Annotated in this window: 23 protein-coding genes, 1 tRNA gene and 1 other RNA gene; 9 read left to right on the top strand and 16 right to left on the bottom strand. The window is 40.6% G+C overall.

Going from position 1 to position 24,782, the window contains the following annotated elements:
- Nucleotides 1–27 precede the first annotated feature (27 nt).
- The gene (gene pyrE, locus V7S74_RS00910) at nucleotides 28–666 is read left to right on the top strand and encodes an orotate phosphoribosyltransferase (RefSeq protein WP_406776894.1); all 639 of its coding nucleotides are present in this window, start codon (nucleotides 28–30) and stop codon (nucleotides 664–666) included.
- Here the strand turns inward: pyrE and dprA are convergent, their stop codons facing one another.
- Nucleotides 667–1,734, bottom strand: a complete 1,068-nt coding sequence (dprA, locus tag V7S74_RS00905; RefSeq protein WP_406776893.1) for a DNA-processing protein DprA — start codon at nucleotides 1,732–1,734, stop codon at nucleotides 667–669.
- A 25-nt stretch (nucleotides 1,735–1,759) separates the two neighbouring features.
- Nucleotides 1,760–2,122, bottom strand: coding sequence for a MerR family transcriptional regulator (locus tag V7S74_RS00900; RefSeq protein WP_406776892.1), 363 nt, complete (start codon nucleotides 2,120–2,122; stop codon nucleotides 1,760–1,762).
- Nucleotides 2,123–2,204: 82 nt separating this feature from the next.
- On the opposite strand from V7S74_RS00900, the gene alaS reads away from it, so the two are divergent.
- From alaS to V7S74_RS00880, 4 genes are read left to right on the top strand one after another with little or no spacing between them, the layout of a single operon-like run.
- A complete protein-coding gene (gene alaS / locus V7S74_RS00895; RefSeq protein WP_406776891.1) occupies nucleotides 2,205–4,829 on the top strand; it encodes an alanine--tRNA ligase in 2,625 nt (874 codons plus the stop codon).
- A 5-nt stretch (nucleotides 4,830–4,834) separates the two neighbouring features.
- Nucleotides 4,835–5,803 carry an aminodeoxychorismate synthase component I gene (locus V7S74_RS00890; protein ID WP_406776890.1) on the top strand — a complete coding sequence of 323 codons (969 nt, stop codon included), beginning with the start codon at nucleotides 4,835–4,837 and terminating at the stop codon, nucleotides 5,801–5,803.
- A 1-nt stretch (nucleotide 5,804) separates the two neighbouring features.
- Nucleotides 5,805–6,404: an aminotransferase class IV gene (locus V7S74_RS00885; RefSeq protein WP_406776889.1), complete on the top strand. Its 600-nt coding sequence runs from the start codon at nucleotides 5,805–5,807 to the stop codon at nucleotides 6,402–6,404.
- A gap of 8 nt (nucleotides 6,405–6,412) precedes the next feature.
- Nucleotides 6,413–7,843, top strand: a complete 1,431-nt coding sequence (locus V7S74_RS00880) for an ATP-dependent DNA helicase (protein ID WP_406776888.1) — start codon at nucleotides 6,413–6,415, stop codon at nucleotides 7,841–7,843.
- Here V7S74_RS00880 and ald read toward each other — a convergent pair.
- Nucleotides 7,840–8,925 carry an alanine dehydrogenase gene (gene ald, locus V7S74_RS00875; RefSeq protein ID WP_406776887.1) on the bottom strand — a complete coding sequence of 362 codons (1,086 nt, stop codon included), beginning with the start codon at nucleotides 8,923–8,925 and terminating at the stop codon, nucleotides 7,840–7,842. The two genes, V7S74_RS00880 and ald, sit on opposite strands and share 4 nt — an antisense overlap.
- Before the next feature lie 204 nt (nucleotides 8,926–9,129).
- On the opposite strand from ald, the gene V7S74_RS00870 reads away from it, so the two are divergent.
- The 3 genes from V7S74_RS00870 to V7S74_RS00860 all read left to right on the top strand — a co-directional run bounded on the left by V7S74_RS00870 (nucleotide 9,130) and on the right by V7S74_RS00860 (nucleotide 11,136).
- The gene (locus tag V7S74_RS00870; RefSeq protein WP_406776886.1) at nucleotides 9,130–9,600 is read left to right on the top strand and encodes an Lrp/AsnC family transcriptional regulator; all 471 of its coding nucleotides are present in this window, start codon (nucleotides 9,130–9,132) and stop codon (nucleotides 9,598–9,600) included.
- A 24-nt stretch (nucleotides 9,601–9,624) separates the two neighbouring features.
- Nucleotides 9,625–9,993: a transfer-messenger RNA gene (gene ssrA, locus V7S74_RS00865) on the top strand.
- A gap of 120 nt (nucleotides 9,994–10,113) precedes the next feature.
- Nucleotides 10,114–11,136: a DUF6268 family outer membrane beta-barrel protein gene (locus tag V7S74_RS00860; RefSeq protein ID WP_406776885.1), complete on the top strand. Its 1,023-nt coding sequence runs from the start codon at nucleotides 10,114–10,116 to the stop codon at nucleotides 11,134–11,136.
- Between the two features lie 34 nt (nucleotides 11,137–11,170).
- On the opposite strand, the gene V7S74_RS00855 is transcribed toward V7S74_RS00860, so the two are convergent.
- From V7S74_RS00855 to V7S74_RS00795, 13 genes are all read right to left on the bottom strand, one after another.
- The gene (locus V7S74_RS00855; protein WP_406776884.1) at nucleotides 11,171–11,635 is read right to left on the bottom strand and encodes a DUF2147 domain-containing protein; all 465 of its coding nucleotides are present in this window, start codon (nucleotides 11,633–11,635) and stop codon (nucleotides 11,171–11,173) included.
- Between the two features lie 18 nt (nucleotides 11,636–11,653).
- Nucleotides 11,654–13,039, bottom strand: coding sequence for an aminopeptidase P N-terminal domain-containing protein (locus V7S74_RS00850; protein WP_406776883.1), 1,386 nt, complete (start codon nucleotides 13,037–13,039; stop codon nucleotides 11,654–11,656).
- A gap of 60 nt (nucleotides 13,040–13,099) precedes the next feature.
- Nucleotides 13,100–13,648: a hypothetical protein gene (locus V7S74_RS00845; RefSeq protein WP_406776882.1), complete on the bottom strand. Its 549-nt coding sequence runs from the start codon at nucleotides 13,646–13,648 to the stop codon at nucleotides 13,100–13,102.
- 69 nt (nucleotides 13,649–13,717) lie between these two features.
- Nucleotides 13,718–15,796 carry a hypothetical protein gene (locus V7S74_RS00840; protein WP_406776881.1) on the bottom strand — a complete coding sequence of 693 codons (2,079 nt, stop codon included), beginning with the start codon at nucleotides 15,794–15,796 and terminating at the stop codon, nucleotides 13,718–13,720.
- Nucleotides 15,796–16,890: a glycoside hydrolase family 88/105 protein gene (locus V7S74_RS00835; protein ID WP_406776880.1), complete on the bottom strand. Its 1,095-nt coding sequence runs from the start codon at nucleotides 16,888–16,890 to the stop codon at nucleotides 15,796–15,798. Before V7S74_RS00835 ends, V7S74_RS00840 begins: the two co-directional genes overlap by 1 nt.
- Nucleotides 16,890–17,183, bottom strand: a complete 294-nt coding sequence (gene rhaM, locus V7S74_RS00830) for an L-rhamnose mutarotase (protein ID WP_406776879.1) — start codon at nucleotides 17,181–17,183, stop codon at nucleotides 16,890–16,892. The genes V7S74_RS00835 and rhaM overlap by 1 nt, the downstream gene beginning before the upstream one ends.
- Before the next feature lie 60 nt (nucleotides 17,184–17,243).
- Nucleotides 17,244–18,257: a threonine aldolase family protein gene (locus V7S74_RS00825; protein ID WP_406776878.1), complete on the bottom strand. Its 1,014-nt coding sequence runs from the start codon at nucleotides 18,255–18,257 to the stop codon at nucleotides 17,244–17,246.
- A gap of 1 nt (nucleotide 18,258) precedes the next feature.
- Nucleotides 18,259–20,448 carry a carbohydrate binding family 9 domain-containing protein gene (locus V7S74_RS00820; protein WP_406776877.1) on the bottom strand — a complete coding sequence of 730 codons (2,190 nt, stop codon included), beginning with the start codon at nucleotides 20,446–20,448 and terminating at the stop codon, nucleotides 18,259–18,261.
- Nucleotides 20,449–21,552 (bottom strand): Lnb N-terminal periplasmic domain-containing protein, encoded by a 1,104-nt coding sequence (locus V7S74_RS00815; RefSeq protein ID WP_406776876.1) that lies wholly within the window; start codon nucleotides 21,550–21,552, stop codon nucleotides 20,449–20,451.
- The gene (rsmI, locus tag V7S74_RS00810) at nucleotides 21,553–22,224 is read right to left on the bottom strand and encodes a 16S rRNA (cytidine(1402)-2'-O)-methyltransferase (RefSeq protein ID WP_406776875.1); all 672 of its coding nucleotides are present in this window, start codon (nucleotides 22,222–22,224) and stop codon (nucleotides 21,553–21,555) included.
- A gap of 62 nt (nucleotides 22,225–22,286) precedes the next feature.
- Nucleotides 22,287–22,374, bottom strand: a tRNA-Ser gene (locus V7S74_RS00805).
- Between the two features lie 65 nt (nucleotides 22,375–22,439).
- Nucleotides 22,440–23,189 (bottom strand): tRNA (adenosine(37)-N6)-dimethylallyltransferase, encoded by a 750-nt coding sequence (locus V7S74_RS00800; protein ID WP_406776874.1) that lies wholly within the window; start codon nucleotides 23,187–23,189, stop codon nucleotides 22,440–22,442.
- On the bottom strand, nucleotides 23,176–23,886 hold the full coding sequence (locus V7S74_RS00795; protein WP_406776873.1) for a hypothetical protein: 711 nt from the start codon (nucleotides 23,884–23,886) through the stop codon (nucleotides 23,176–23,178). Before V7S74_RS00795 ends, V7S74_RS00800 begins: the two co-directional genes overlap by 14 nt.
- A 64-nt stretch (nucleotides 23,887–23,950) precedes the next feature.
- On the opposite strand from V7S74_RS00795, the gene kduI reads away from it, so the two are divergent.
- Nucleotides 23,951–24,781: a 5-dehydro-4-deoxy-D-glucuronate isomerase gene (gene kduI / locus V7S74_RS00790; RefSeq protein ID WP_406776872.1), complete on the top strand. Its 831-nt coding sequence runs from the start codon at nucleotides 23,951–23,953 to the stop codon at nucleotides 24,779–24,781.
- Nucleotide 24,782: the final 1 nt, after the last annotated feature.

Here is a 24,782-nt window from a genome sequence, read left to right as displayed (position 1 = left end):
GTAAATAATAATTAACAAACGCCCCTCATGCAAAATATGACAATTCCACAAGAAGTAGCCCAACACCTTTTAAAGATCCAAGCAATTCAATTACGCCCAGATCAACCTTTTACTTGGGCTTCTGGATGGAATTCTCCTATTTATTGCGATAATCGCGTATCCTTATCTTTTCCTGAAGTTCGTACTTATATTAAAAATTGCCTTTCTGCCGCAGTTAAGGCTTATTTCCCTCAAGCTGATATCATCGCAGGTGTAGCAACCGCTGGTATTGCACAAGGTGCATTAGTTGCCGATTTCTTAGATCTTCCTTTCTGTTATGTTCGTCCAGAGCCTAAAAAACATGGGATGGGAAATCAAATTGAGGGTAAAATTGAAAAAGGCCAAAAAGTGGTCTTAATCGAAGACCTCATCTCCACGGGAGGTAGCTCCTTAAAAGCAGCAGAGGCACTACGTGAAGCTGGTGTCGAGGTATTAGGCATGGTAGCTATTTTTACTTACGGTTTCGAAATTGCGAATGAAAACTTCAAGAATGCAAACATCCCATTATACACGTTAAGTGATTATAATGCACTAATTGAGGAAGCTGTTAAATTAGATTACGTGACGGAAACGCAATTATTAACACTTCAAGATTGGCGAATTTCTCCTAGCACTTGGAGAAAATAATCAAACCAACATATATCCATCACCATTAGTAGGCTGAATCATGCCCATCAGGGCTAAGTTCAGCAGTATTAATGACAAATCCGTTTGCTCGATTTCCGATCGATAAGCTAAGTCGTTAAATGACAATTGTCCTTCTCGGTGTAAAAGGGACAATACGGCGGACTCGTTTAAGGTGAATAATTTATTGCCTAAATCTGGGTGCAAAGCGAGTCTATCCGCTGCTTTTTGCCAGTTTAACTCTTGCATAAGATCTTCCCAGGAGGTGTAAATCATCGCTTTATTACTTCGGATAAGTTGATTGCACCCAATCGAGAAGGGACGATTTAAACTTCCCGGTACAGCAAACACATTTCGATCATAATTAAATGCATAATCAGCTGTAATCAAGGCCCCTCCTTTTTCTGCCGCCTCTACGATAACCGTTGCATCTGAAATACCCGCAATAATTCGATTTCGAACCGGAAAATGATAAGCCGTGGGTGGAATATGAGGTGCATATTCAGATAATAGTGCTCCGTTTTGCAAAATGGGTTGAACAAAAGACCCATTTTCCAATGGATAAATATGCCTAAATCCGCCGGCTAAAACCGCAATGGTTGGAACCTGGTTTTCAATGCAAGCCTTGTGAAGCGCAATGTCAATACCTCTAGCAAATCCACTGACGAGAACAACCTCATCTTTTCGGGCGGCCTGAACGAGATCAACCGTCACTTTTTTGCCCACATCACTCGCATGTCGCGTACCCACGACAGCAACCAGGCGATGACTGTTTAAATCAACTGAACCCTTTTTAAAAAGAACCAAAGGCGAATCATAGAGATGTTTTAAACGTTGTGGGTAACCCGAATTCTGGAAATACAGAATTTCGACTTGATCTTCTTCGCAAATTAGATACGTTTTATAGGCTTCTTCTAAAACCTCCGTAGCGGCCTGACTAAAGGCTGCTAATCGAAATATATCTGATAGATTGGGATAAAATGAGGCTAGTTTGCGCCCTTTTACGGGACCTACGTCTGTAAGATAAGTGAGCGCTATTTGATAAACTTGAGGCGGATACGTGGTTTTCATCGGATGATTTTTCCGAAACCTACGCTTATTCTAAGTCTAAATCTGCCTTCATCCCTTGTAAAAAATCACGAATATCAGTTAGTTGATTAATGATGTTTTGATGGGGATTTTTTTCTTTTCCTTGGAAATTTAAGGCTTGCTTTGCTCCCTCGATGGTCAAGCCTCGTTCATCGATTAGATTAACCAAGATCTTGATTTTTTCGATGTCAGAGGGGGTGTATTTACGAATACCAGAACCGGCTCTTTTAGGTGATAAGTGTGGGAATTGAGTCTCCCAATAGCGAATCTTGGAGGTATTCACCTTGAAGATGGCTGCTACCTCTGAAATAGAATAATATTGCTTGCTTAATTCCATCAATAATTTTAAACCCAAAATGGGCTTCTTCAAAAAATAGACTTAATTTTGTAATTCCTTTTTACAGGTGCCTAAGTAAAACTACAAAGGTTCCTTTCATTTTACAATAAAACGCATGACCTCTTCTGAGATACGTCAACAATTTTTGGATTTCTTTCAATCAAAAGGCCATTTAATTGTTCCTTCTGCTCCTTTGGTGGCAAAAAATGACCCTACCCTATTATTCAATAATTCAGGGATGGCTCAGTTTAAAGATTTTTTCTTAGGAAACGGTACGCCGCCATCGAAGAGAATTGCGGATACCCAAAAATGCCTTCGTGTTTCAGGAAAGCACAATGACCTAGAGGATGTAGGATTTGATACCTACCACCACACGATGTTTGAAATGTTAGGTAACTGGTCTTTTGGTGATTATTTCAAAAAAGAGGCCCTTACTTGGTCATGGGAGTTATTAACGGAGGTGTTTAAATTACCTAAAAACCGTATTTATGTTTCGGTCTTTGAAGGAGATAAAAAAGATGGCGTACCCTTCGATCAGGAGGCTTTTGATATTTGGAAGGCGATTGTAGGTGAAGATCGCATCATCTACGGTAATAAGAAGGACAATTTCTGGGAAATGGGTGAGACAGGCCCTTGCGGTCCTTGTTCTGAGATTCACATTGACTTAAGAAACCAAGACGAGGTTGATAAAATTTCGGGTAAAAGTTTAGTAAACGCGGATCATCCACAAGTGGTGGAGATCTGGAATAACGTATTCATGCAGTTTGAGCGTATGGCAGATGGATCTTTAGTTCCACTTCCTAACAAACACGTGGATACAGGAATGGGCTTTGAGCGTCTTTGTATGGCGATTCAAGGAAAGCAATCGAATTACGATACGGATGTATTCCAAGGTACGATTCAATATATCGCTGCAAAAAGTGGCAAGAAATACGGAGAAGAGAAATGGGCTGATATAGCGATGCGCGTGATTGCGGATCACATTCGTGCGATTGCCTTTACGATTGCAGATGGTCAACTTCCATCTAATAACAAAGCAGGTTACGTCATTAGACGTATTTTACGTCGTGCGGTGCGCTATGGTTATACCTATTTAGACTTCAAAGAGCCCTTCCTACACCTATTAATTCCAGGATTAGCACAGCAATTCAAGGGAGTTTTTGATGAGTTAATCTCTCAGGAAGCCTTTGTCGCTAAAGTAATTTATGAAGAAGAAGTATCTTTCCTTCGCACACTTTCAACGGGTTTAATTCGTTTAGATAAATTGATGGAAGATTGCTCGGGGAAAGTTTTGTCAGGCGAAGATGTATTTGAATTAAACGATACCTACGGATTCCCAGTTGATTTAACAGCCTTAATCGCACGCGAGAAAGGATTGGATATCGATGAGCCAGGATTTAATGCTGCCTTAAAGGCGCAGAAAGAACGTTCACGCAAAGATGCGGGGGCAAGTGCAGAAGATTGGGTAATCGTCAATGAAGGTGATGAGGTTAGTTTCATCGGATACGATTCTAGCGAAACGGAAACGCAGGTATTAAAATACCAAAAGATTCAAAATAAAGCAGGTGTTCAATACAAAGTCGTATTAGAAACTACGCCTTTCTATGCGGAATCAGGTGGACAAGTGGGCGATACAGGAACATTAGAATTCCAAAAATCGGGTGTATCTCTTTCCGTTGTTGACACGAAGAAAGAGAACGATTTAATCGTTCATATCTTAACCGATGCTCGCATCGAAAGTTTAGCAAGTGAGCCTGTAAAAGCGAGTATTGCTACCTTACGACGTCGTGCTATCACACATCACCATAGTTCTACCCACTTAATGCAGGCTGCTTTACAAGAAGTCTTAGGCAAACACGTGGCGCAGAAAGGTAGCTTAGTAAATGAAGATTTATTACGTTTTGACTTCTCTCACTTCCAAAAAGTGACAGACGAAGAAATCAAGCAAATCGAAAAAATCGTCAACGCGAAGATTGCGGAAAACATTCCCTTGTTAGAAGAACGTAATGTTCCGATTGCGGAAGCAAAAAACAAAGGAGCTATGGCCTTGTTTGGCGAAAAATATGGTGATTTTGTTCGGGTTATCACCTTCGATAAAAACTTCTCTGTAGAACTTTGTGGGGGTACCCACGTACCATCGACTGGTGAGATCGGTTTATTTAAAATTACTTCAGAAAGTTCTGTAGCTACAGGTGTACGTCGTATTGAAGCGATTACTTCGCAGAAGGCATACGAATTATTAAGTGAACAAGAAGCCCTATTGAATGAAATCAATGAGCTCTTAAAAGCACCTAAAGATCTAATTAAAGCGGTTGCCACTTTATTAGAAAATAATTCAAGCTTACAGAAAACAGTTTCTGCTTACCAGCAGAAAGAAATTTCTGGTTTGAAGACTGAACTTTTGAAAGAAGTGGTTTCTGGCCCTGTTTCGTCGATCATCAAACAGGTTTCAGCGCCTACGGCTGATGCATTGAAGAACTTGGCTTTTGATTTACAAGAAAACCAAGACAACCTATTCGTTCTATTAGCGACTGAGATAGAAGGAAAAGCAAGTTTAGCGATTTCTATTTCAAAAGCGTTAGTTGAAAGCAAAGGCTTAGATGCTGGGAAAATCATTCGCGAATTAGCGAAAGAGGTACAAGGTGGTGGCGGTGGTCAACCCTTCCTAGCTACGGCAGGAGGTCAAAATCCAGCAGGTATCACTAAATTATTGAGTTTAGCGCCTTCTTATTTCGCCTAAAATCAATGATTCCTATCCCCTTTTCTCCCTTTAATCAGGTAGCCAAACAGATGGACCTATGGGGCGAAAAGGGGATTCCTTTTGTCTTTTTGGTGGATTATACCGGCGAAAATGCTTGGGCAGGGCCTGAAGAAGTAGCTTTAAGTTTAGGAATTACCTTTGCCTTTGATGCTCCCTTTCTACCATCGGAACCTGTAACTTTTCGAAAAAATCCACTCGCAGTCGCTGCCTATTCAGAAAAATTCAACCAGGTACAAGCTGGTTTACAAAGAGGGGATTCTTTTTTAGTGAATCTGACGGCAGAAACACCAATTGAGACAGAGCTGAGCATAAAAGAGATCTTCGAGCGAGCAGATGCTCCTTATAAGATTTTAGTAAATGATTTGTTTACCTCCTTTTCCCCAGAAACCTTTGTTCGAATTCAAGGGAATGAAATCACTTCTTATCCCATGAAAGGGACATTAGCCGTTTCTGAAACAAATAAAGAAGAGGATTTACGCCACGATTATAAAGAGAAAGCTGAACACGCTACCATCGTCGATTTAATTCGAAATGATTTAAGCCAAGTGGCATTCCCCATTCGAGTGGAGAAATACCAATATATTGAACGTGTGAAGACGCATACGGGGGAACTTTGGCAGATGTCATCCAAAATCACAGGTACTTTAATGCCTGAATTTGAACGTAAATTCGGTTCTATTCTACTAAAATTATTGCCCGCTGGATCAATTACAGGTGCTCCTAAAAAAGCCACCATGGAATTGATAAAAAAAACTGAACAGTATGAGCGAGGATTTTATACCGGAATTATGGGTAAATTTGATGGAACTAACTTCAATTCTGGAGTACTCATTCGATTCATTGAAAAGAGCACAAAAGGACTGATGTATAAGAGTGGTGGCGGAATAACCGTCTTTTCTGAGGTTCAAAAAGAGTACAACGAATTAATTCAAAAAGTCTATCTCCCCTTCTAATATGTTTTCCTTTTTAGAAACTATCTGCATTCAAAACGGTCAAGCTCAACACCTTGATTACCATCAAATGAGGGTAAATGAGACCTTTGAGCAATTTTTCCCAGAATGGGAGCCTTTTGATGTGGAAGAATTAGTGGTGGAACAAGTCTTGCCTACGGAGGGAACACATCGATTAAGAATAACTTACCAGGAAGATCCAGAGACCATTGAAATCCTTCCGTACACGAAAAAAGAAGTCAATCGATTCGCCTTAGTCGACACGGGAGAAATTGATTATGGTTTTAAATGGGCTGAGAGAGGTTTTTTCCAAACATTCTTAGATGCACATCCGGAAGCAGATGAAGTGATATTTGTAAAAGACGGTAGAATCCAAGATTGCAGTATGGCGAACTTAGCTTTTTTGAAAGAAGGTATTTGGTATACTCCGGAGGAACCCTTGCATTGGGGAACTACCAGAGCTAGATTAATTATAGAGGAAGAAGTAGAGGAAGCAGAAATACTCGTAGAGGAATTAGCCAGCTATGAGCGCGTTTGTTTAATCAATGTGTTCAGACCTTTATCAGTTGAAAACTCCCTTTCGGTAGCGGAATCTATTTTATAAATTAAATCATGAGCACCGAAAAAAGCCCGAGCTTTTTACTACATCAAAAATTCCCTTTTGAACCTACGCCTTCACAGGCGCAGCTCTTTCAAAAGTTAAGTGGATTTGTGCTCAATAAAGATGAATGGGCGGCGCTAACTTTTATCATCAAAGGTTATGCTGGAACGGGTAAAACGACCGTCATATCGAGCTTAATAAAGATCTTGCCTTCCTTTGGCTATAAAACCCAGTTGATGGCTCCCACGGGTCGAGCGGCAAAAGTGATGGCGAATTATGCCAAGAAAAAGGCCAACACCATTCACAAAAAAATCTACAGACAAGTTAGTAACCCGCATTCTGGCGCACTTAGTTTCCAACGCATGAGTAATTATGCCACGAACACCGTGTTTATTGTGGATGAGGCATCGATGATTACGGATGAATCGGATTTTGGCACAAACAGCTTATTAACGGATTTAATTGAATACGTATTCACGAATCCAGAGAATGGACACACGGGTAATAAACTAATATTCGTGGGAGATACTGCTCAGTTACCTCCTGTTGGAAAAAGTTTATCCCCTGCCCTATCAAAAGACTATATTTCCTCAGAATTCCACATGGAAGTGCTAGATCATGAATTAACAGATGTCATGCGACAGGATGTAAATTCGGGTATTTTATACAATGCCACGGCACTGAGACAACTTTTATTAGCGAATTCTACAGCGATTAAATTCAACACAAAATCCTTTAAAGATATCTTCCGGATGACTGGAGAAAAGATGGAAGATGGGATGCATTATGCTTTTAAAAAATTTGGTAAGGAAGAAACTATCCTATTAACGCGTTCGAATAAGAGTGCCGTCCAATTGAATGAATTTGTGAGGCGAACGATTCTTTATCAAGAGGATGAAATATCGAGTGGCGATTTACTAATGATCGTGAGAAATAATTACCATTGGCTAGACGAGGATTCACCTGCGGGATTTTTAGCTAATGGCGATTTCGTAGAAATCATGAAGATCAAACGGGAAGAAGAAATGCATGGGCAGCGATTCCTAGATGTATCCTTACGACTTTGCGATTACGAAGATCATCCGCCTATTGAGGCCAAAATCCTCTTGGAAACCTTGCATTCCGCAGAATCTGCTTTAGGTAGAGAGGCCAACAAAAAACTGTATGATTCGGTTTGCGAGGATTATGCGCATATTCCGAAGAAAAAAGAGCGGACGGAAGCCATCAGAAAGGATCCATATCTAAATGCTTTGCAAGTCAAATTTGCGTACGCACTAACGGTTCACAAATCGCAAGGGGGACAATGGTCAGCTGTATTCGTTGATCAGGGCTACTTAAAGGAAGATCAAATTGACCCAGAATACCTACGCTGGTTGTATACTGCCATCACCAGAGCAACCCACGAGATATTCTTAGTCAATTTTCACGATCGTTTCTTTTAAAGATTAAACGTTGCCGCTACGCCTGGATGGAAAAGTTTACCATCATATATCGTCAAGCCCTTATTTAAGGCTTCATTCTGAATACATGCTTCTGTCCAGCCTAAATTTGCTAGCAAATGTACATATGGCAATGTCGCTTGAGTTAAGGCCATTGTAGATGTTTGCGGCACAGCTCCTGGCATATTTGCCACGCAATAGTGAACAATACCATCTATTTCATAAATCGGATTCTCGTGAGTCGTAGGTTTGCAGGTCTCAATGCACCCACCTTGATCCACGGCCACATCCACTAAAACCGTACCCGGAGCCATCTTTTTAAGGTCATCACGTTTAATTAAATGAGGCGCTTTAGCACCATGTAATAAAACAGCTCCAATCACTAAATCTACCGAAGGTAAAGCTTCTTGAATCGCATAAGACGTAGAAAACTGGGTGGAAACATTAGCCGGCATTACCTCGTCCAAGTAGCGAAGACGCGCTAAATTCGTATCCATGATCGTCACATTGGCTCCTAAGCCAGCAGCCATCTTCGCAGCTTGTGTACCGACTACACCACCACCTAAGACTAATACATTAGCCGGTTTAACACCAGGAACTCCACCTAATAACTTCCCTTTACCACCTTGTGGTTTCCCTAAGTAAAAGGCACCCACTTGAATGGCCATGCGTCCTGCTACTTCGGACATGGGTGTTAGTAGAGGTAAGCTACGATCAGCTAATTCCACTGTTTCGTAGGCAATACACACGGCATCAGAACTAAGCATCGCAGAAGTTAATTCACGTGAGGCCGCGAAATGGAAATAGGTAAATAGTATTTGGTTCTTTTTGATCAGCGGAAACTCAGCTGCTAAAGGTTCTTTTACCTTCACAATCATATCAGCTATTGCATATACTTCTGCAGCTGTAGCTAGAATAACCGCACCCGCTTCTTTATATTGTGCATCTGTCAGGCCTGAACCCTCTCCTGCACTCGCTTGTACATACACTTGATGTCCATTTGCGGTTAAACCTTGAACACCTGCCGGAGTTAAGCCTACTCGAAACTCCTGTATTTTAATTTCTTTTGGAACACCTATGATCATAACGTTTAGTTTTAAAAAGAAAGGCCACCGAAAAAAATTCGCTGGCCTTTACCTTTGATGAAGTATAATACAATGCAAATATAAGATACGCCATAAAATATCTTGCATAATACCATATAATAAATAATATTTACTTAAAATATAGAAAATAGCAGAAATTAATACGACACAACCTCTTCATTTTAACAATAATCAGAAAACTTTATGGCAAAAAACACGAATCTCGATGAATTGGATTATAAAATCTTACACATCATACAGAATGACAGCCAAAAAACCCTGAAAGAAATTTCAGAGCAAGTTAATTTGTCTCTAAGCCCTACCCATGATCGCATCAAACGAATGGAGTCCGATGGCTATATCCAAGGTTATGTGGCTTTATTGAATCGAAAAAAATTGAACTTAGGACTCGTTGTTCACTGCCAAGTGACCTTAGAAAAGCAGAACCGAAAGAACTTTAGTGAATTCGAAGCGGCCATTCTGAACTTCCCCGAAGTAACCTCTTGCCACTTGGTTTCAGGAAATTTCGATTATTATTTAAATGTGGTAAGTGCGGATGTAGAAAGCTATAATCGATTTTACCAGGAAAAACTAGCTGTATTGCCTTCTGTCGCCCATATTTCCACCCTATTTGTGATGGATGAAATAAAACAAACAACGGCATTGCCGCTGTAATTTTATATCTTTGTTATTCTATTTGGGATCGACCGGTTTTGACAGCTTATGTAGTCCGGTTGTAAGCACGTCGGGAGTTGTAGGCATTTCCTGTTAAAAAAACCTTCGAATTATAGCTGGCAATACTTCGTATGCCATGGCTGCTTAGTCTGATAGACTAACCAATTGCCATCGTTCAGCCCTGTCCAAACTCTGCCGACGGGGGATTCTGAGCGTCGACATGCAGAGTCGCTGATTTTGATTTCTCTAATGAATCAGTAGTATCCAGAGGATAAGTGTTTGGTAAGGTCTGATCTGAACCTATCTAACATCGAAAATTAATCAAATCTAAACGTGTAGAAAGCAGCAGTTCTCTAGGTTTGGACGAGGGTTCGAGTCCCTCCGATTCCACATATGGACGTTTTGTTCAGTTGAAAGCATTCATAAAATCGAAAGACGTTGTGAATGCTTTTTTTATGAACACGTGATAGATTAAGCATTTTGAAATATATTTACACGAAATAAACAGCAACTATGAAAATACACTTAACTATTATATTCACCTGCCTTTCCTTTTTTTCCTTTTCCCAAACAGATAGTACCGACATCTTAGAGGATTACAGCAACTACGGCGAGCCTGAGGGAGTAAAAAGATATACCACACCGAAAGTACTCAACCAGACACCTCAAAAAATCATTAGTTTAGGCTATGACTATACCGGCGAATTTCACATGCCAGATATTCGCATTGCGGAGAACATTACACAATTAGATGATAGACATGTAAACCAAGTGAATGTTTTCAGAGCACAATTGAACATTCCGGTGGTGGCCACCAATAAAATTATATGGCAATTAGGGGCTAACTATTGGGGATCTCAATTCCAAGTGGAAAATGCGAATAGCAACTCCTTCACTAAATTATTAAATCAAACTTCCTTGATCAGTGCGGGTATTAACACATCCATCTTCAAGCCATTGAATGAGACCAATTTTCTAATTTTTCAAGCTAGTGCAGATGTGAATGGACTGTTTACTGAAAACGCAAAAGTCACTTCGAATGCACTAACCTTTAGCGCAACAGCTATTTATGGATGGAAAAAGTCAGAGAAAAACATGATCGGTACTGGGATTGCTAGATCCTACAGGGCTGGAAGGATGATGTATTTCCCGGTATTATTTTGGAACAAAACATTCAATGACAAATGGGGCATGGAATTATTACTCCCAGCAAAAGGACACATCAGATATAATATTAACACCTCCAATATGATTCAGGCAGGTTTCGAATTAGAAGGAAACCAATTCTCTATGCCTATTCCGTCAACTCAGCGTGATTTATTTTACATCCAACGAGGCGAGTTAAAACCAAGAATCATGTGGGACAAAAAAATCACCGGATTTCTATGGTTTAGTGCCCAAGTCGGTCTACGCTATAATTACCGATTTGACGTGATGAATACCTACGATGGAAAAGAAAATAACGAACGGTATTTCACGAGTAAACTGGGGAATCCACTCTACTTTAATATCAGTTTAAACTTGGTATCTCCTTAATAAAAAAGGCTCCTTCTGGAGCCTTTTTTATTACTTATTGTTTTGCAACCTGCCTAGTCCAGGTATCTGTTCTTCCGATGAGTGAAACACCAATAAATCCACGAACCTCTAGTGTATTGCCATTGATCAAACGCATGGTTGAAGAATAGGTATTGCCATTTTTAGGATCATATATATTGCCTTCTTCCCAAAGATTTTCGCTTTTGTACACAAATCCCCAAATATTGATTAAACCTAAAACAGGCTTAGATTTAGCCGCAGGATCCTCGTTATTCTTATCTAATTTAGGCTTTCCTGTCTCTGGATCGATTGGTTCTTTTAACCAAACTACCCTACCCTGGTATTTATTTCCATTCTTATAAATCTTTACCATGGCAGTTCCCTCGCCTGTTTTCCAAACACCAACAATCGCATCTGGATTATCGGAAGCAAAAGAACTAAATGATGAAATAAATAATCCTACAAAAAGGAAAACAAGTAATTTTTTAGCTGTTGACATGATTGACAAAGGTTTAATTTAAAAAATTGATTTCTGAGCGGCCATCTTTTCGATTTCGGCTACGGATCTTGGAGAACCTTTGGAAAGATTCACATTCCCTGTCTCTGTGATCAAAATATCATCTTCGATACGGATACCGATGTTCCACCATTTCTTATCGCATTTGCTTCCTGCAGGAATGTAAATACCTGGTTCCACTGTTACGACAACACCTGCTGCTAAGACGCGAGGTCCTAAGTCATGTACATCTAATCCTAAGTGATGTGATGTTCCGTGAGGGAAATACGTGCGTGCTTCTTTCTCGTTCGCAGCAATACCTAATTTAATTAAACCTGCATTCACCACTGCACGTGAAGCAGCATCAATATCTCCAAACGGAGCACCTGCCTTACAAGCAGCGATACCTGCATCTTGAGCAGCTAAAACGATTTCATACAAGGCTTTTTGGGCTTCTGTAAACTTACCATTTGCGGGAACTGTGCGCGTAACGTCAGCTGAATAGCCATGGTATTCTGCTGCACAATCACTCAATAATAAATCGCCATCTTTTACTGTTTTCAGATTCGTGATGTAGTGAAGAACGCAGGCATTTTCTGCCGCCCCATTTATACTGTTATATCCTGGATATTCTGAGCCCGCATTCTTGAAATGGTATTCCATAATGGCCTGAGCTTGGAATTCTTTCATCCCCGGCTTAATGGCACGCATCACATCATTATGCCCTAAAACACTGATAGAAGCTGCTTTTTGAATTAAGGCAATCTCTTCTGGTTGCTTAATTCCACGCAAAGCACGTAGGGTATTTAAGGTAGTTTTGGAGGCCAAAGGTTTAGCAGACGCAATCACTAAACTATCCACCAAAGAGGCCATGCGAGTTAATGGATCCGGTTTTGCCTGGTACTTTGCAAAGATTCCTTCTGTGCGGTACAAGGTATAAACGGAGTCAACTCCCGCTAAAGAAATAGACGAAGCATTAAATTGATCGTTAATGAACACGTTTTCCATTTTGCTCTTCGCCTTGAAACCATCCGTTCCTAAGATCTTACCGGTCCAAAGCTCCTTGAATGGATCGCGGTTTTGGACAAAAATAAATTCTGTTCCCGTCTTCCCTAATAAGGTAACTGGTTGCTTGAAAAGCAATAAAACAGCGTTAGGCTCCTCTAGACCTGTTAAATAATAGAAGTTCTTGTTTTGTGCATATTGAAACTCTGTATCATTGCTACGCTGGCGAGTTTGAGAAGCAAAAAAGATACCGACGCCTTTATCAGACATTTTCTCTTTAAAGGCTGCACGACGACCTGCATGAAATTCAGGAGTTAAATAATCCGTTGGGTAATCTTGTGCAATGGCAGATTGTAAGGACAAAGTCGCGAACAATCCGATGATTAGGTGTTTAATTTTCATGGAATAATAGTATAATGAAGAAGCAAGATAAGAAAAAAGGCTCCAGATGGAGCCTTTGAATTAATTTTTTTGGGCAAAATACCGACTCAACCAGAGACCACATAGCCCCCAAGCGACTACAGCATCAATTAATTGAGCTCGTAAATCGTACACCGGGTACCAAATGTGTTCGGTATAGGAGGTATTGCAAAAGGCGATTAAGCCAATCACTACAGAAACACCTACAATCGTGGATCGTCTCGGAATTTTAAGTTTAGAGATAATCCAAACCAATAAAAAGACCATAAACACATCTAAAACGAAACCACGAATCATATTCATGGTCATATCTGTTTTGTAAGAAGGATAAAAGATCACACGAGCCCAAGGTTTTCCAGCGATCGATTTAGTAAAACCTTCTAACTCTTCCATCGATTGATTGTGACTCATACGAGGTAAAATATAGCCACCAGGAGCTAATTCCTGTTTGTTCAAATAAGTAAGAATTGAATCTTGCTTAGCTGTGTATTGCTGAACAGGTTCATGCAAATTGAAGGCAACATGAGACAAGGTCTGCCAAATAAAGATAAGTAAGCCGCCTACCAGAGAACCGATAATAAGTTTTTTCATCGTGTTTGAATTGATTGAACGGTAAAACTAATAATAAAATCCTAATCTGGCTAAAAAATATACTATTTATTAAAAGCCTTCTACCCTTACTTTCCATTCTCGGGGGAATCCAGCAAAGGATTTGTTACCATTTTGTCCCTTAGCCATCCATGCGAGCGTCGTTAATAATCCTCCGTTTCCGGGCATATAAAGGCGCAGCCTTTTGTCTTGGTAATTGTGACCATTATTCAGGTAGGTATTCTTTTGAAGGGGCTTCAAAAGAAATTCAATCGCCTTTTTCGAATCGTGCAAACGGAGCGCAGTCATCGCCAGTAATGGATAATCCCATCCCCAAGTGCTTTCCCAATTCCAAACCTTTTCAATTTTCGCCAACGTATTCTTCATTTTTAAAGAATCCGTAGTTGGCAAAGGTTCCACCATTCCCATGGCACCTAACACAGCCGGATGATCGGAGATGAATTTAGGATTTAAATACGTATCTCCATATCCCGCTGCAGCTTGATAAATACCACCAAATTCAGGCAGTGACGGGAAATGGGTCAAAATATGATCCCATTTTTTATTTACACTCACCCCCGAAGATTTTCTCCATTCCTGAGCTACTTGAATTCCTTTATACCAATAAGCTAACTCTAAAGGTGCATTGTAGGTTGTTACAAAAGGCAATGATTCTTGGGCAGGAATGAATCCTGGTCCTAAGCGATAAACCTGCTTCAGCGAATCCCAAGACAATAAATCTTCCATCGCTACTGCCGTCTCCTCTACGAGATAGCCATATTTACGCTTAAAGTTTATCGGTTTCTTCTTAGCTAATACATCCAACATATCGATTATATGTGGTTGTTGCCAAAGCAAAAATGAACCCACGGAAGACGGTGACTCACCCCCAGCTGGGTCTGTCATTTTTTGCCACCTTGCCCCCCTCAGACCTTGCCTTTGGGCTAATTCTTTGGCCTTAATGAAATTCCGTTCATACCAAGGCAAGACCTTTTCCAGATATTCCCCTTTACCCCAATAAGCAAAATGCATCAGATGCCACCAAGTCATCTCTAAATGAGGTCTCCCAAACCACGAATTATATACCAATCCTGTCTCTTGAGGTGGTTCTTCACTAATTGATTGAACTTTAGCGAGGTACATACTTAAAATCATCCTTCGTTCTAATTCAATAGCACGTGGATCTTTCACATTACCAAAATCAATCATCCCTCCTTTTTGCCAATACTCTATCAATGCTGCCCGATTTTTCTGCAATGCTTGAGACCAATTCCGTTTTTTGTCTGAATCAAATCCAACACTAATCTCTATCTCATTTAAACGCGTCGGAATGATCTCAAAGAAATGATCTCGTATTTTGCTCTCTTCAATTGCTTGATTCGATTGAATGGAGACTTGATAATGAAGCGAATCTAAGCTATGCTGAATCAAAATTTGTTTACTGGAATCGCGTAAGAGAGTCGAGTGATGTTTATCTGGATTAGCCATTTCCACCCCTTCATCTAGGAAGGATTGAGATGGAAAAGGAAAATTCAATTGGAAATGCATTCGACCCATTTTTAGTAAATCGGACTGAACTTTCGCATAGATAATATCTTCAAGGGGGTCAGAGAAGGTCCAAACTCGAACAGGAATTCCCTCCACAGAAAATTGCGATAAAATAATACCAGAATAGGGATTTAACGTTTGATTAATCCCTTTAATATCAGATGTAGTAGCTATTTCACCATTTTTCAATAGAATTCGAAAACCAAAATGTCCTAAGTGAATACGGTGCGGATTCGCCCTGAAATAGTCTGTGGCTGCATCTCTTCTCGCATCTTTATGACCTTGCAAAGCATAGGATATAGGACGGCCAGCATAAGGCTCTGAACGATAAGTTTCAGAACGCATAAAATTTTCTTTATTGGGAAATGAATGCCAAGACCAAGAGCTTTGGGTACCCAGTGGTATGCCTTTAGCGTAATATGATGGAAAAGTTTGTAAACCGGTGGCATCCACCGTGTAAGCAAAATGGCCATTCCCCACAGATAAGGAAGATAAGGTATCTAAAGAGCGATTAACCACTTTGTGCCTTTCTACAACTAGTTTTCGATCGATTTTCTGGGCAAAAATACTAACCGAAAACAGCAGTAAATAGAAAATTTTCATTACTTCGCTTTTAGGATTTCTGAACCCGCTAACAAATAACATCCTGCACCAAAGTCTTCAAAATTAGGGACCGAAGTTTTAGTAACGGGTTGTCCGTCTTTAGGCTCTTTACCCGTTCCTTGTACGTAAGCTAAGAATCCATTGGGTTGAACACAGGAATCAATAGCCATCCATCCTTTATCAACCGACTTCTGGTATTTTGATGCCGGTAAAATACCTTGACGTATTCCCCAGGACATACCATAAACGAATAAAGCAGTTCCCGTGAGTTCAGGTCCACCGTAATTTGACTCATCGGTTAAACTTACGTTATAAAACCCATCCTTACGCTGCAAAGGCAATAAAGCGGCAGCCATATCCTGGAAATCTTTCACATATTCTGCTCGATGAGGTGCTTTCGCTGGCATCAAATCTAAGGTTCTCGCTAATGCAGCAAAAACCCATCCATTTCCCCGAGACCAATAACAATTTGTACCGTTTGGCTCTTTATAGGGAGGAATAAAATCTTTATCACGCCACCATAAATGCTCTTGCTGATTGTATAGTTTTACTTTAGTATCAGTGTATAAATCATGCATTTTAGTAAAATAACGATCATCTTTAAATCGAACGCCTAAACGGGTGAAAACGGGCATACTCATTTGAAGACAATCGATCCAAGACCAGTCATTGGACTTTTCAGTCGCAATCATGTTGTCTATATTCTCTTTAATCGGTTTGATTCGTGCAGAATCTGCCTTCAAATCAAACAAATCTAAATACACTTGCCCACAGGCTTGGTCGTCAGCATTCCTCGTTTTCAAGCCATTTCGCAAAGACCAATGATGAAATTCACCCCAATCTTCCATGTATTTCAAGTCTGAGGCGCGAGGGTCTAACTTATATAATTCTAGTAAGCCTTCGTAAAAAACAGCTCTAGTCCAAATATTCGAAGGGCGCGTCTTGTCCGGACTCACAATCACCTTAGTTACGTCTGGCCAAACTCCTTGAAAATAGGATTTCGCCAAATGCATATGTTGAAGAACTTGCTTTCGGTCAGGCTTTTCAGCGATTAAAATCGAAGGAATCAATAAAATAAATAGGAGCTTCTTCATCAGGCTAAATAAAATACAGGGGTTAAATCAATCGCAACTGGAGAATGATCCGCATTCGTTTCCATAATATCGGCCATATAAGCCCACCAGCGCTTCATCACTTCTTGAGCAGGCAAAGAATCCAAGGTGGATATATCAGGTGCTTCTAAGTAACCAAAAAGCGTACGAGTGCTTTCGTCTAGGAAAATGGAATAATTTTGGATCCCGACTTGATGAAGTAATTCGGCTAATTCAGGCCAAATCTCGTCGTGTCGCTTTTTGTATTCCACCGAATTACCGGGTAACAAATACATTTTAAACGCCTTTCGCTGCATAAGAATTGATTTCTTATAGAAGGCAAATCAGCTGAAATTTTACTCTTTGATTCTTTCTGAAAAGGCCTGAAGTGCCTCATCATCAAATCCTAAATGTGTGACAAAACGCACATAAGTAGGGCCGAAAGGGGCACAATAAATACCCTTTTCCTTTAATTCTGCCACCTTTGTTGCAGAAGATAAACCGTCTTGCAATTCAAGAATAACGATATTAGTTGAAACAGGTAGTATCGCTTTCACCCAAGGTAATTTTTCGCAAACCTGCGCAATTTGACGGGCACGGGCATGATCCTCCTTTAAGCGTTCCACTTGATGATCTAGGGCATAAATTCCAGCAGCAGCTAGGAAACCTGCTTGTCGCCATCCACCTCCTAAACGTTTTCTAACACGACGCGCTTTTTTGATAAACTCTTTCGACCCTAGTAAAATAGAACCGACTGGTGCGCCTAAGCCTTTGGAAAGACAAACAGAAAGGGTATCAAACCAAGCACCGAATTGAGCCGGAGTCTGCCCCGTTTCGACCATCGCATTAAAGATACGTGCCCCATCTAAATGAAGCGGAATGTTAACGGAACGACAAAAATCGGATATCTCCTGCAAGGCCTCTGAAGTATAGATACTTCCACCCCCTTTATTGACTGTATTTTCTAAACTAACTAAACGACTTTCGCAGGCGTGAATATCATCAGGTGAGATAGCAGCACGAATTTGAGAGACATTCAAACGACCTAAATCCCCTTTCAATAATTTAACAGAAGCACCGGCATTTGCCATGATACCACCGCCTTCATACAAATAGATATGCGATAACTCGTCGCAGATAACTTCTTGACCTTTAGAGACATGCACCGAAATAGCAATTTGATTTGTCTGCGTCCCAGACACACAAAAAAGTGCGGCTTCTTTGTTGAAAAGCTTCGCCATTTTCTCCTCTAATGCATTTACGGTAGGATCCTCACCAAAAACATCATCCCCTAACGGTGCCGAAAACATGGCTTCTCGCATACCAGAAGTGGGTAAAGTAAACGTATCACTACGTAATTCGATCTTCATATTAGAATTGCTTTAGAAAGGACAATTTAGCTAAAAAACTTTGTTGCTTCTGTTGGGTGTTATCGGATCCTTGGTAATTCAAGGTATTAAATACGAGATAAACATAAGATAAGGGCTGGTATTCCCAGGCCAATCGCATATTCACTGAATTCAAATTATCAGTTGTATTTTTCTGATAGAAGCCGATTAATTGCAAACGCGGATTGATCGCCATTCGAGTCTCCAAAATCAATAAGTTCACTTCTTTCGTCTCACGAGCCACTCCCACATTTTCAAATTTGCTCCAGTTCCACGATAAACCCATATTCACGTGTGGGATGGGCGCCACTCGAAACTTAGAATCAATCATTTGTAAGGTTCCATCAAAAAATCCACCCCAGCCATATTCCGTTGAACCGGAGTATTTTGCACTGGGATCACTCGCTAACAAAAATCCTTTTCTAAAATAGTTATAAGAACCTGGTTTAATGCGAATACCCACCGGATTAAAATCTTCTTCCAAGTTTTGAACACTCGCGTCAATATACCCCCCAATAATACCCCCATTCTGAAGATTAAACCATAAGGGGCCTGAAACCATTTTTTGTTCCACGATATTTCCAGTCTTTAGACTGTGGTATACCTCCGTATAAACACCAGGCTGCCAAAATCGAATAAATTTAGGCAACCATTTTCCACGCACATTAAAATCGACACCCTGCGAATTAGAAAGCACATTTTTCCTTGAAACAAATCCCATTTCCGGATTGTAGTCATCAGAAACCAAGGTATTCGTCCAATATAGCGTGACCAAATTATCCTTGTAAAGAAATTGTCCATACTCGGCAAATCCCTGCTTACTATTCCTAGAATCCTGCGTCAAGGTCCCCATTCCACTGAAGGACAATTTATCATTGAAGCGAATAAAGGCATCTACTGCTCCAGTTGTAGCCACATTTGAAGGCGATGATTTAGTCGTAACAATCGCTCCTATCCTGTTTTGTTTGCCAAAATTCTCCGAATAACGGCCCACCAAAAAATTCGTAAATGGATCACCATCACCCTCGCCTTGGCGCATATAGATTCCTCCAAAATTTCTTTTCTCCGAGCGATAAACAAACCTGGTACCCGCTGTAATGGCAATGGGATTCACATTTTGGTCTAAACCAATCGTACGACTAAAGAAGGGCTGAATATACATCGAACCGCCCACCACCTCGTTAACTGGTGCCAAACCAGCAGAAAAAAGCGAAGCATTTTCCAAGAAAAACTGACGACGCTCAGGGAAGAATACTGAAAAACGAGAAATATTATTTACCTGCCTATCTACATCTGCTTGGGCAAAATCCGTATTAAAGGTGAAGTCCATGATAGAAGTAGGACTGATAGCCCACTTAATTTCGCCTCCTAATTTAAAATCGCTTGTCGATGAATTTCCAATTTCTGTACCTTCTGAACTCTTCGAAACCTGCAATAGGTAGGGAATAAAGCGAATATTAGTGGCAGTAGGTGGAGGAGGAATAATCCCTGTTAACTTACCCGCATAATCCATACGCAAGGGACTCATCGAACGCGGATGAGGCGACCAAACGGCTAATTCATTGCTAGCTCGTCTCACTCGAAAGAAATTAATACCCCAATCTTGCGCTTTTGTTCCATCTGTTTTAGGATACCGAAGCGTTTGCCAAGGAATCGCAAATTCTGCTACCCAAGAAGAATCAGAACGTTGCGTTCTGACGCGGTACAAACCATCCCAATCTATGTCAAATTGTCGATCATCAAACGCCAATAGGTCTCTTTGAGCACCATAGGCGTTCGACTGTAATACAATGGCATTACGCTTATCATTAAACCCATCAATAGCAATTCCAAATAGATCATTCTCAACGAATTGGTAATCGCGTTTTAAGTTCGGCGCTCGGTACCCATTTTTCCCTACCGTATCTCTTAAAATAGCTGCTACATATAGGTATTGATGATTATAGAGCATCTTGACCTGAGATAAAAATGATGCTTTATTACCTTGAAAAGGCTCCACTTGAAAATCTATCCCTAAAGAAGGAGCGTTAGACCACTCCACTTCATCCAAGTTCCCATCCGCTTTCAATGCACGCTCAATTTTCAAGGGCTGAAATTCTTTCCGTGGGACAAGGGGACTAAAAACCTCCTGCGAAAAACTACAGAAAGAGATGAAAAGGAACAGGTAACGCATTTATTTTTTGATGAAGGATAAGCTAACTAAACGGATAAATACAGGTAAACCTGCTAAAAACATAGGTAAAAACTGCATTCCAGACCAGACTAGGCCCACGAAACATAGTACCGAAATGACTTGCAAATACCTCTTCCATTTCATTGGATTTCTGGCAAACCAGATAACCAATGGGAAATTCAATGGGAATAACATGAGAGATGCTGGATTCCAAGCCATCACTTCATGATTTGTGGCTGTGCCTAAAAAGAAAACAAACCAGGCAAGAATTCCAATCAGACCAAACAAAGTAACATCTGCAGCGTATGGAAACGCCTGCTTAAAACTTAAGAATCCAATCAACAGAGTCAATAAACCCAAAATCACAAAAGGTCCAGTGAAATCAAAACCAGTTTCCGGAGCTATTTCTTCGTCGAACAAACTAACTGGATTTGCAGCTAGTTTTGGGGCTAAATTCGTCGCAGCGGCTAAATTATCTGGCAAATAACATGCTTGCGAAGCGTTCGCCTTCACATTCGATGGAACACCTAAGGCTAGATTCATCCCCAATGTCACCCAAGAATTAGGCTCTAAATACTTATTCATCCAATCCCGATAGGATTTACCTTCGAGAGACGGATTCTGATTCCATTGGTATTTACCTGGTGCGTTCTTTTCAATCATGTCACGAATTCGAGTCGAACAGTTATCATAAAAAAACTTATAGGCATACTCTCTATTTTCAGGCAATAAATTCGTCTCTAAAGCCTGAAAAATGGCATTTTTTTGAAGGGAATCGAGCTGGAGTTTATGGGCAATCATTCCGCGTTTCTCATATTGCGCGTTATAATTAAATTCATCCTGCATCGAATGAACGGAGATCGTATAAGGTAAGGTGCCCATTAAGAATTTGAGATAGAAATTCTCCGTCTTAAAATCGAAAGTTCCATAACTATAGGCCCTATCGATGCCATTCGTGGGATCATTTATCCATAGAATCGTATGGCCAAAAGCCGAATGCAACTCCTTACCAGGAGCCACCGTTACTAAAACAACCTCCGCTTTGGAGCTTAATTGGGCTTTTGCAGCAAAAGCCATCAATAAAAATAAAAACAGCTTTCTCATCTATTTTCCTGCGATAACGATAACAATTTCTCCTCGTACTTTGTCCGGATGGGCCGTAAAATAAGTTAAAACTTCGGTGGCAGTCCCGCGAACCATTTGTTCGTGCATTTTACTCAACTCTCTACCTACCATCACCTGACGTTCCGGTGAAATAAATTCGATGATTTGCTCCAATGCTTTCACCAAACGGTGAGGAGATTCATATAAAACGATAGTACGCTCCTCTCCAGCTAATGCCTTCCAGCGCGTTTGGCGTCCTTTTTTATGAGGCAAGAATCCTTCGTAAACGAAACGATCCGTAGGAAAACCAGAATTGACTAAAGCTGGAACAAAGGCTGTTGCACCTGGTAAAGATTCAACTTCAATGCCATTATCCACGCAAGCCTTTACTAAAAGATATCCCGGATCAGAAATTCCCGGAGTGCCTGCATCGGAGATTAAGGCTAATGATTTTCCATCTTTCAGCATCTTGATAACACCAGGAACACCGGTGTGTTCGTTGTGAGCGTGATGGGAATAAAGGGGCTTAGAGATATTCAGGTGCTTCAATAATTGACCTGAATTGCGTGTGTCTTCAGCTAATATACCATCCACTTCTCCTAAGATTCGAATCGCACGCAAGGTGATGTCCTCTAAATTTCCAATAGGCGTGGGTACAAGGTATAATTTCATCCCTAAATTTAATTAAATGACCTGAAACAAAAAAAGCGAAACTTTCGTTTCGCTTTTCGCTCTGGTAGAGAGTGAGGGATTCGAACCCCCGGACCTGTAACAGTCAACAGTTTTCAAGACTGCCGCAATCGACCACTCTGCCAACTCTCTGTCTCCTTAAGAGATTGCAAAAGTAAGGCGTTTTTCCACATTTTGCAATAGCTTAGGCTAAAAATTTAGATAAAATTCAGGATAAAATCTCTTTTGGCCTGAAAATCAAGGGTATCCGGAATCCAATTAATTTCGATTCCTGCACGCTCCATTTTCCGAAAATAGGTCATTTGGCGTTTCGCAAACTGATGAATAGCCGTTTCTAAGCCCTTTTCAAATTCATCCTTGGAAATATGTCCTTCTATGTAATTGATCATCCATTTGTATTCAAGACCCAGCCAGCGCAATTCTTCCGGATGAACGCCATCCACAAGAAGTTGTTGTACCTCTTCCAGCATTCCCTCTTGCAACCTAGCTTGTAGACGCTTCGTAATTTTTTCTCTACGTTCATCCGTCGATGGATTTAACCCAAACACCACATGAGAGAATTGAATATCTAATGGCTCTGAAAGAAAATGAGGTACGTGGGAGAATTGGTAATTTGCTAGCAAAGATTCAATATACAATCCGGTTCCACCGCAAAGTATCGGCTGCTTTCCCCTTGTAATCACATCATTTATTGCATCAAAAGCGGCTTTTTGAAAATGAGCTACCGAGAAGGCTTCTCCTATTTCGTGGCTATCAATTAAGTGATAGGGAATAAAACCATACTCTTTTAGATCCTTGCCCGTTCCAATGTCTAGACGTCTATAGATTTGACGAGAATCAGCAGAAATGATTTCGCCATCTAGAGCACAAGCTATTTCAACTGCCAAAGCCGTTTTCCCACTTGCCGTCGGACCCAATAAAACGATGAGCTTCTTATCTGTAGACATAACGCAATTTCAAATTTCCTTTCGTTTTTCGATTCTCCAATTGAATCGGTTCCGTCTCTCCTATTTTGGCAAAACCAACGGATAAAAACCCTTTTCCCGAATTCCATTCCTTATCCACATAGGTCATTACATTATGCATTTCAGGATTTATATCTTTATATGCTTGCAAGAATTTCGTCAAACCTCCCACCAATCGAATCGTTGATAAGGTGGCTATTTCAATGAGTTCACCGGACAAACAGCCTTCTAAACCTGGCTCTTTCATCAAGAATGACTTCCCAAAAACAGCCACTGCGACTAGCGGACTCTCTTTATAAGAATAAGCGCTTTCAATTCCCCGGAATTCCCGATGCGGCGGAACGATGCAACCAAAATAGCAAGCCCCTTTTAGAAAACCCTTCACGTGTTCCTGATCTAAAAAATCCCTAGCGGTTTCTACATCGATCGGAACGATTCGCGTATCTCGGGCAAATACTGATCGCAAAGGTTTAATACGAGCGACAATGTGTTTTTCGATGGCCACCTGACGACTGATCCATTGATCTTCCCAAATACAGATATCTCCTTCCTCAGAAATACCTGGCATCGCTTTTACGCGTACCTTCGTAGCTTCATGTAACCACAAGCCTTCTCCTATCGACTGAAAACCGACAGAAAGCAGAAATTGGGCGAGGCTGTGCTGAAACTCTTTTGGCATAAAACGTGTAAATATACAGTAGAATTAGGCGCAAAAACGCTTTAAAAACAAAAAACATATTAGAATGGACTATAGATTTGAGGCGAGCCGTAAGGAGGTTTCCACTTTTACGAATCAAGAGATCAGAGATAATTTCTTAATTGAGAAGATTTTTCATGCAGATCAAATACAATTAACCTATACCATTTATGATCGTATGATCATCGGTGGTGCGATGCCGGTATTGAACACCTTGCATCTTCCTAATCCCGAAAAATTACGCGCGAATTTCTTCTTAGAAAGACGTGAACTAGGGATCATTAACGTGGGAGGAAAAGGAACCGTGACAGCAGATGGAGAACAATTCACCATCGATAAATTAGGTGCGGTATATGTGGGACGCGGAGTAAAAGAAGTTAGTTTTAGCTCTGTATCATCCGAAAATCCAGCTCAATTCTACTTATTATCTTCTCCAGCACATGCTAATTACCCGAATGCAAAATTAGATCGGGAGCAGGTTACGACTGTGGTCTTAGGCACGCTGGAAACATCTAATCACCGCACGATTTACAAGTACATCCACAACGAGGGCATCCAATCCTGTCAATTAGTGATGGGATTAACGATTCTAGAGCCGGGTTCGGTTTGGAATACGATGCCGGCACACGTACATGATCGTCGTATGGAAGCTTATTTATACTTCGATGTGACACCAGGACACGCGGTATTGCATTTAATGGGGGAAACGACGGAGACCAAGCACATTTGGGTGCATAATCACCAAGCAATTATTTCGCCACCTTGGTCGATTCACAGTGGAGCAGGAACGAAGAATTACTCCTTTATTTGGGGAATGGCAGGTGAGAACAAGGATTATACTGATATGGATTTTGCAGAAATTTCTGAATTACGCTAAG

The organism is Aquirufa novilacunae, from assembly GCF_045310505.1.
Classification (GTDB): Bacteria; Bacteroidota; Bacteroidia; order Cytophagales; family Spirosomataceae; genus Aquirufa; species Aquirufa novilacunae.
This window is presented reverse-complemented; position numbering and strand designations above follow the sequence as displayed.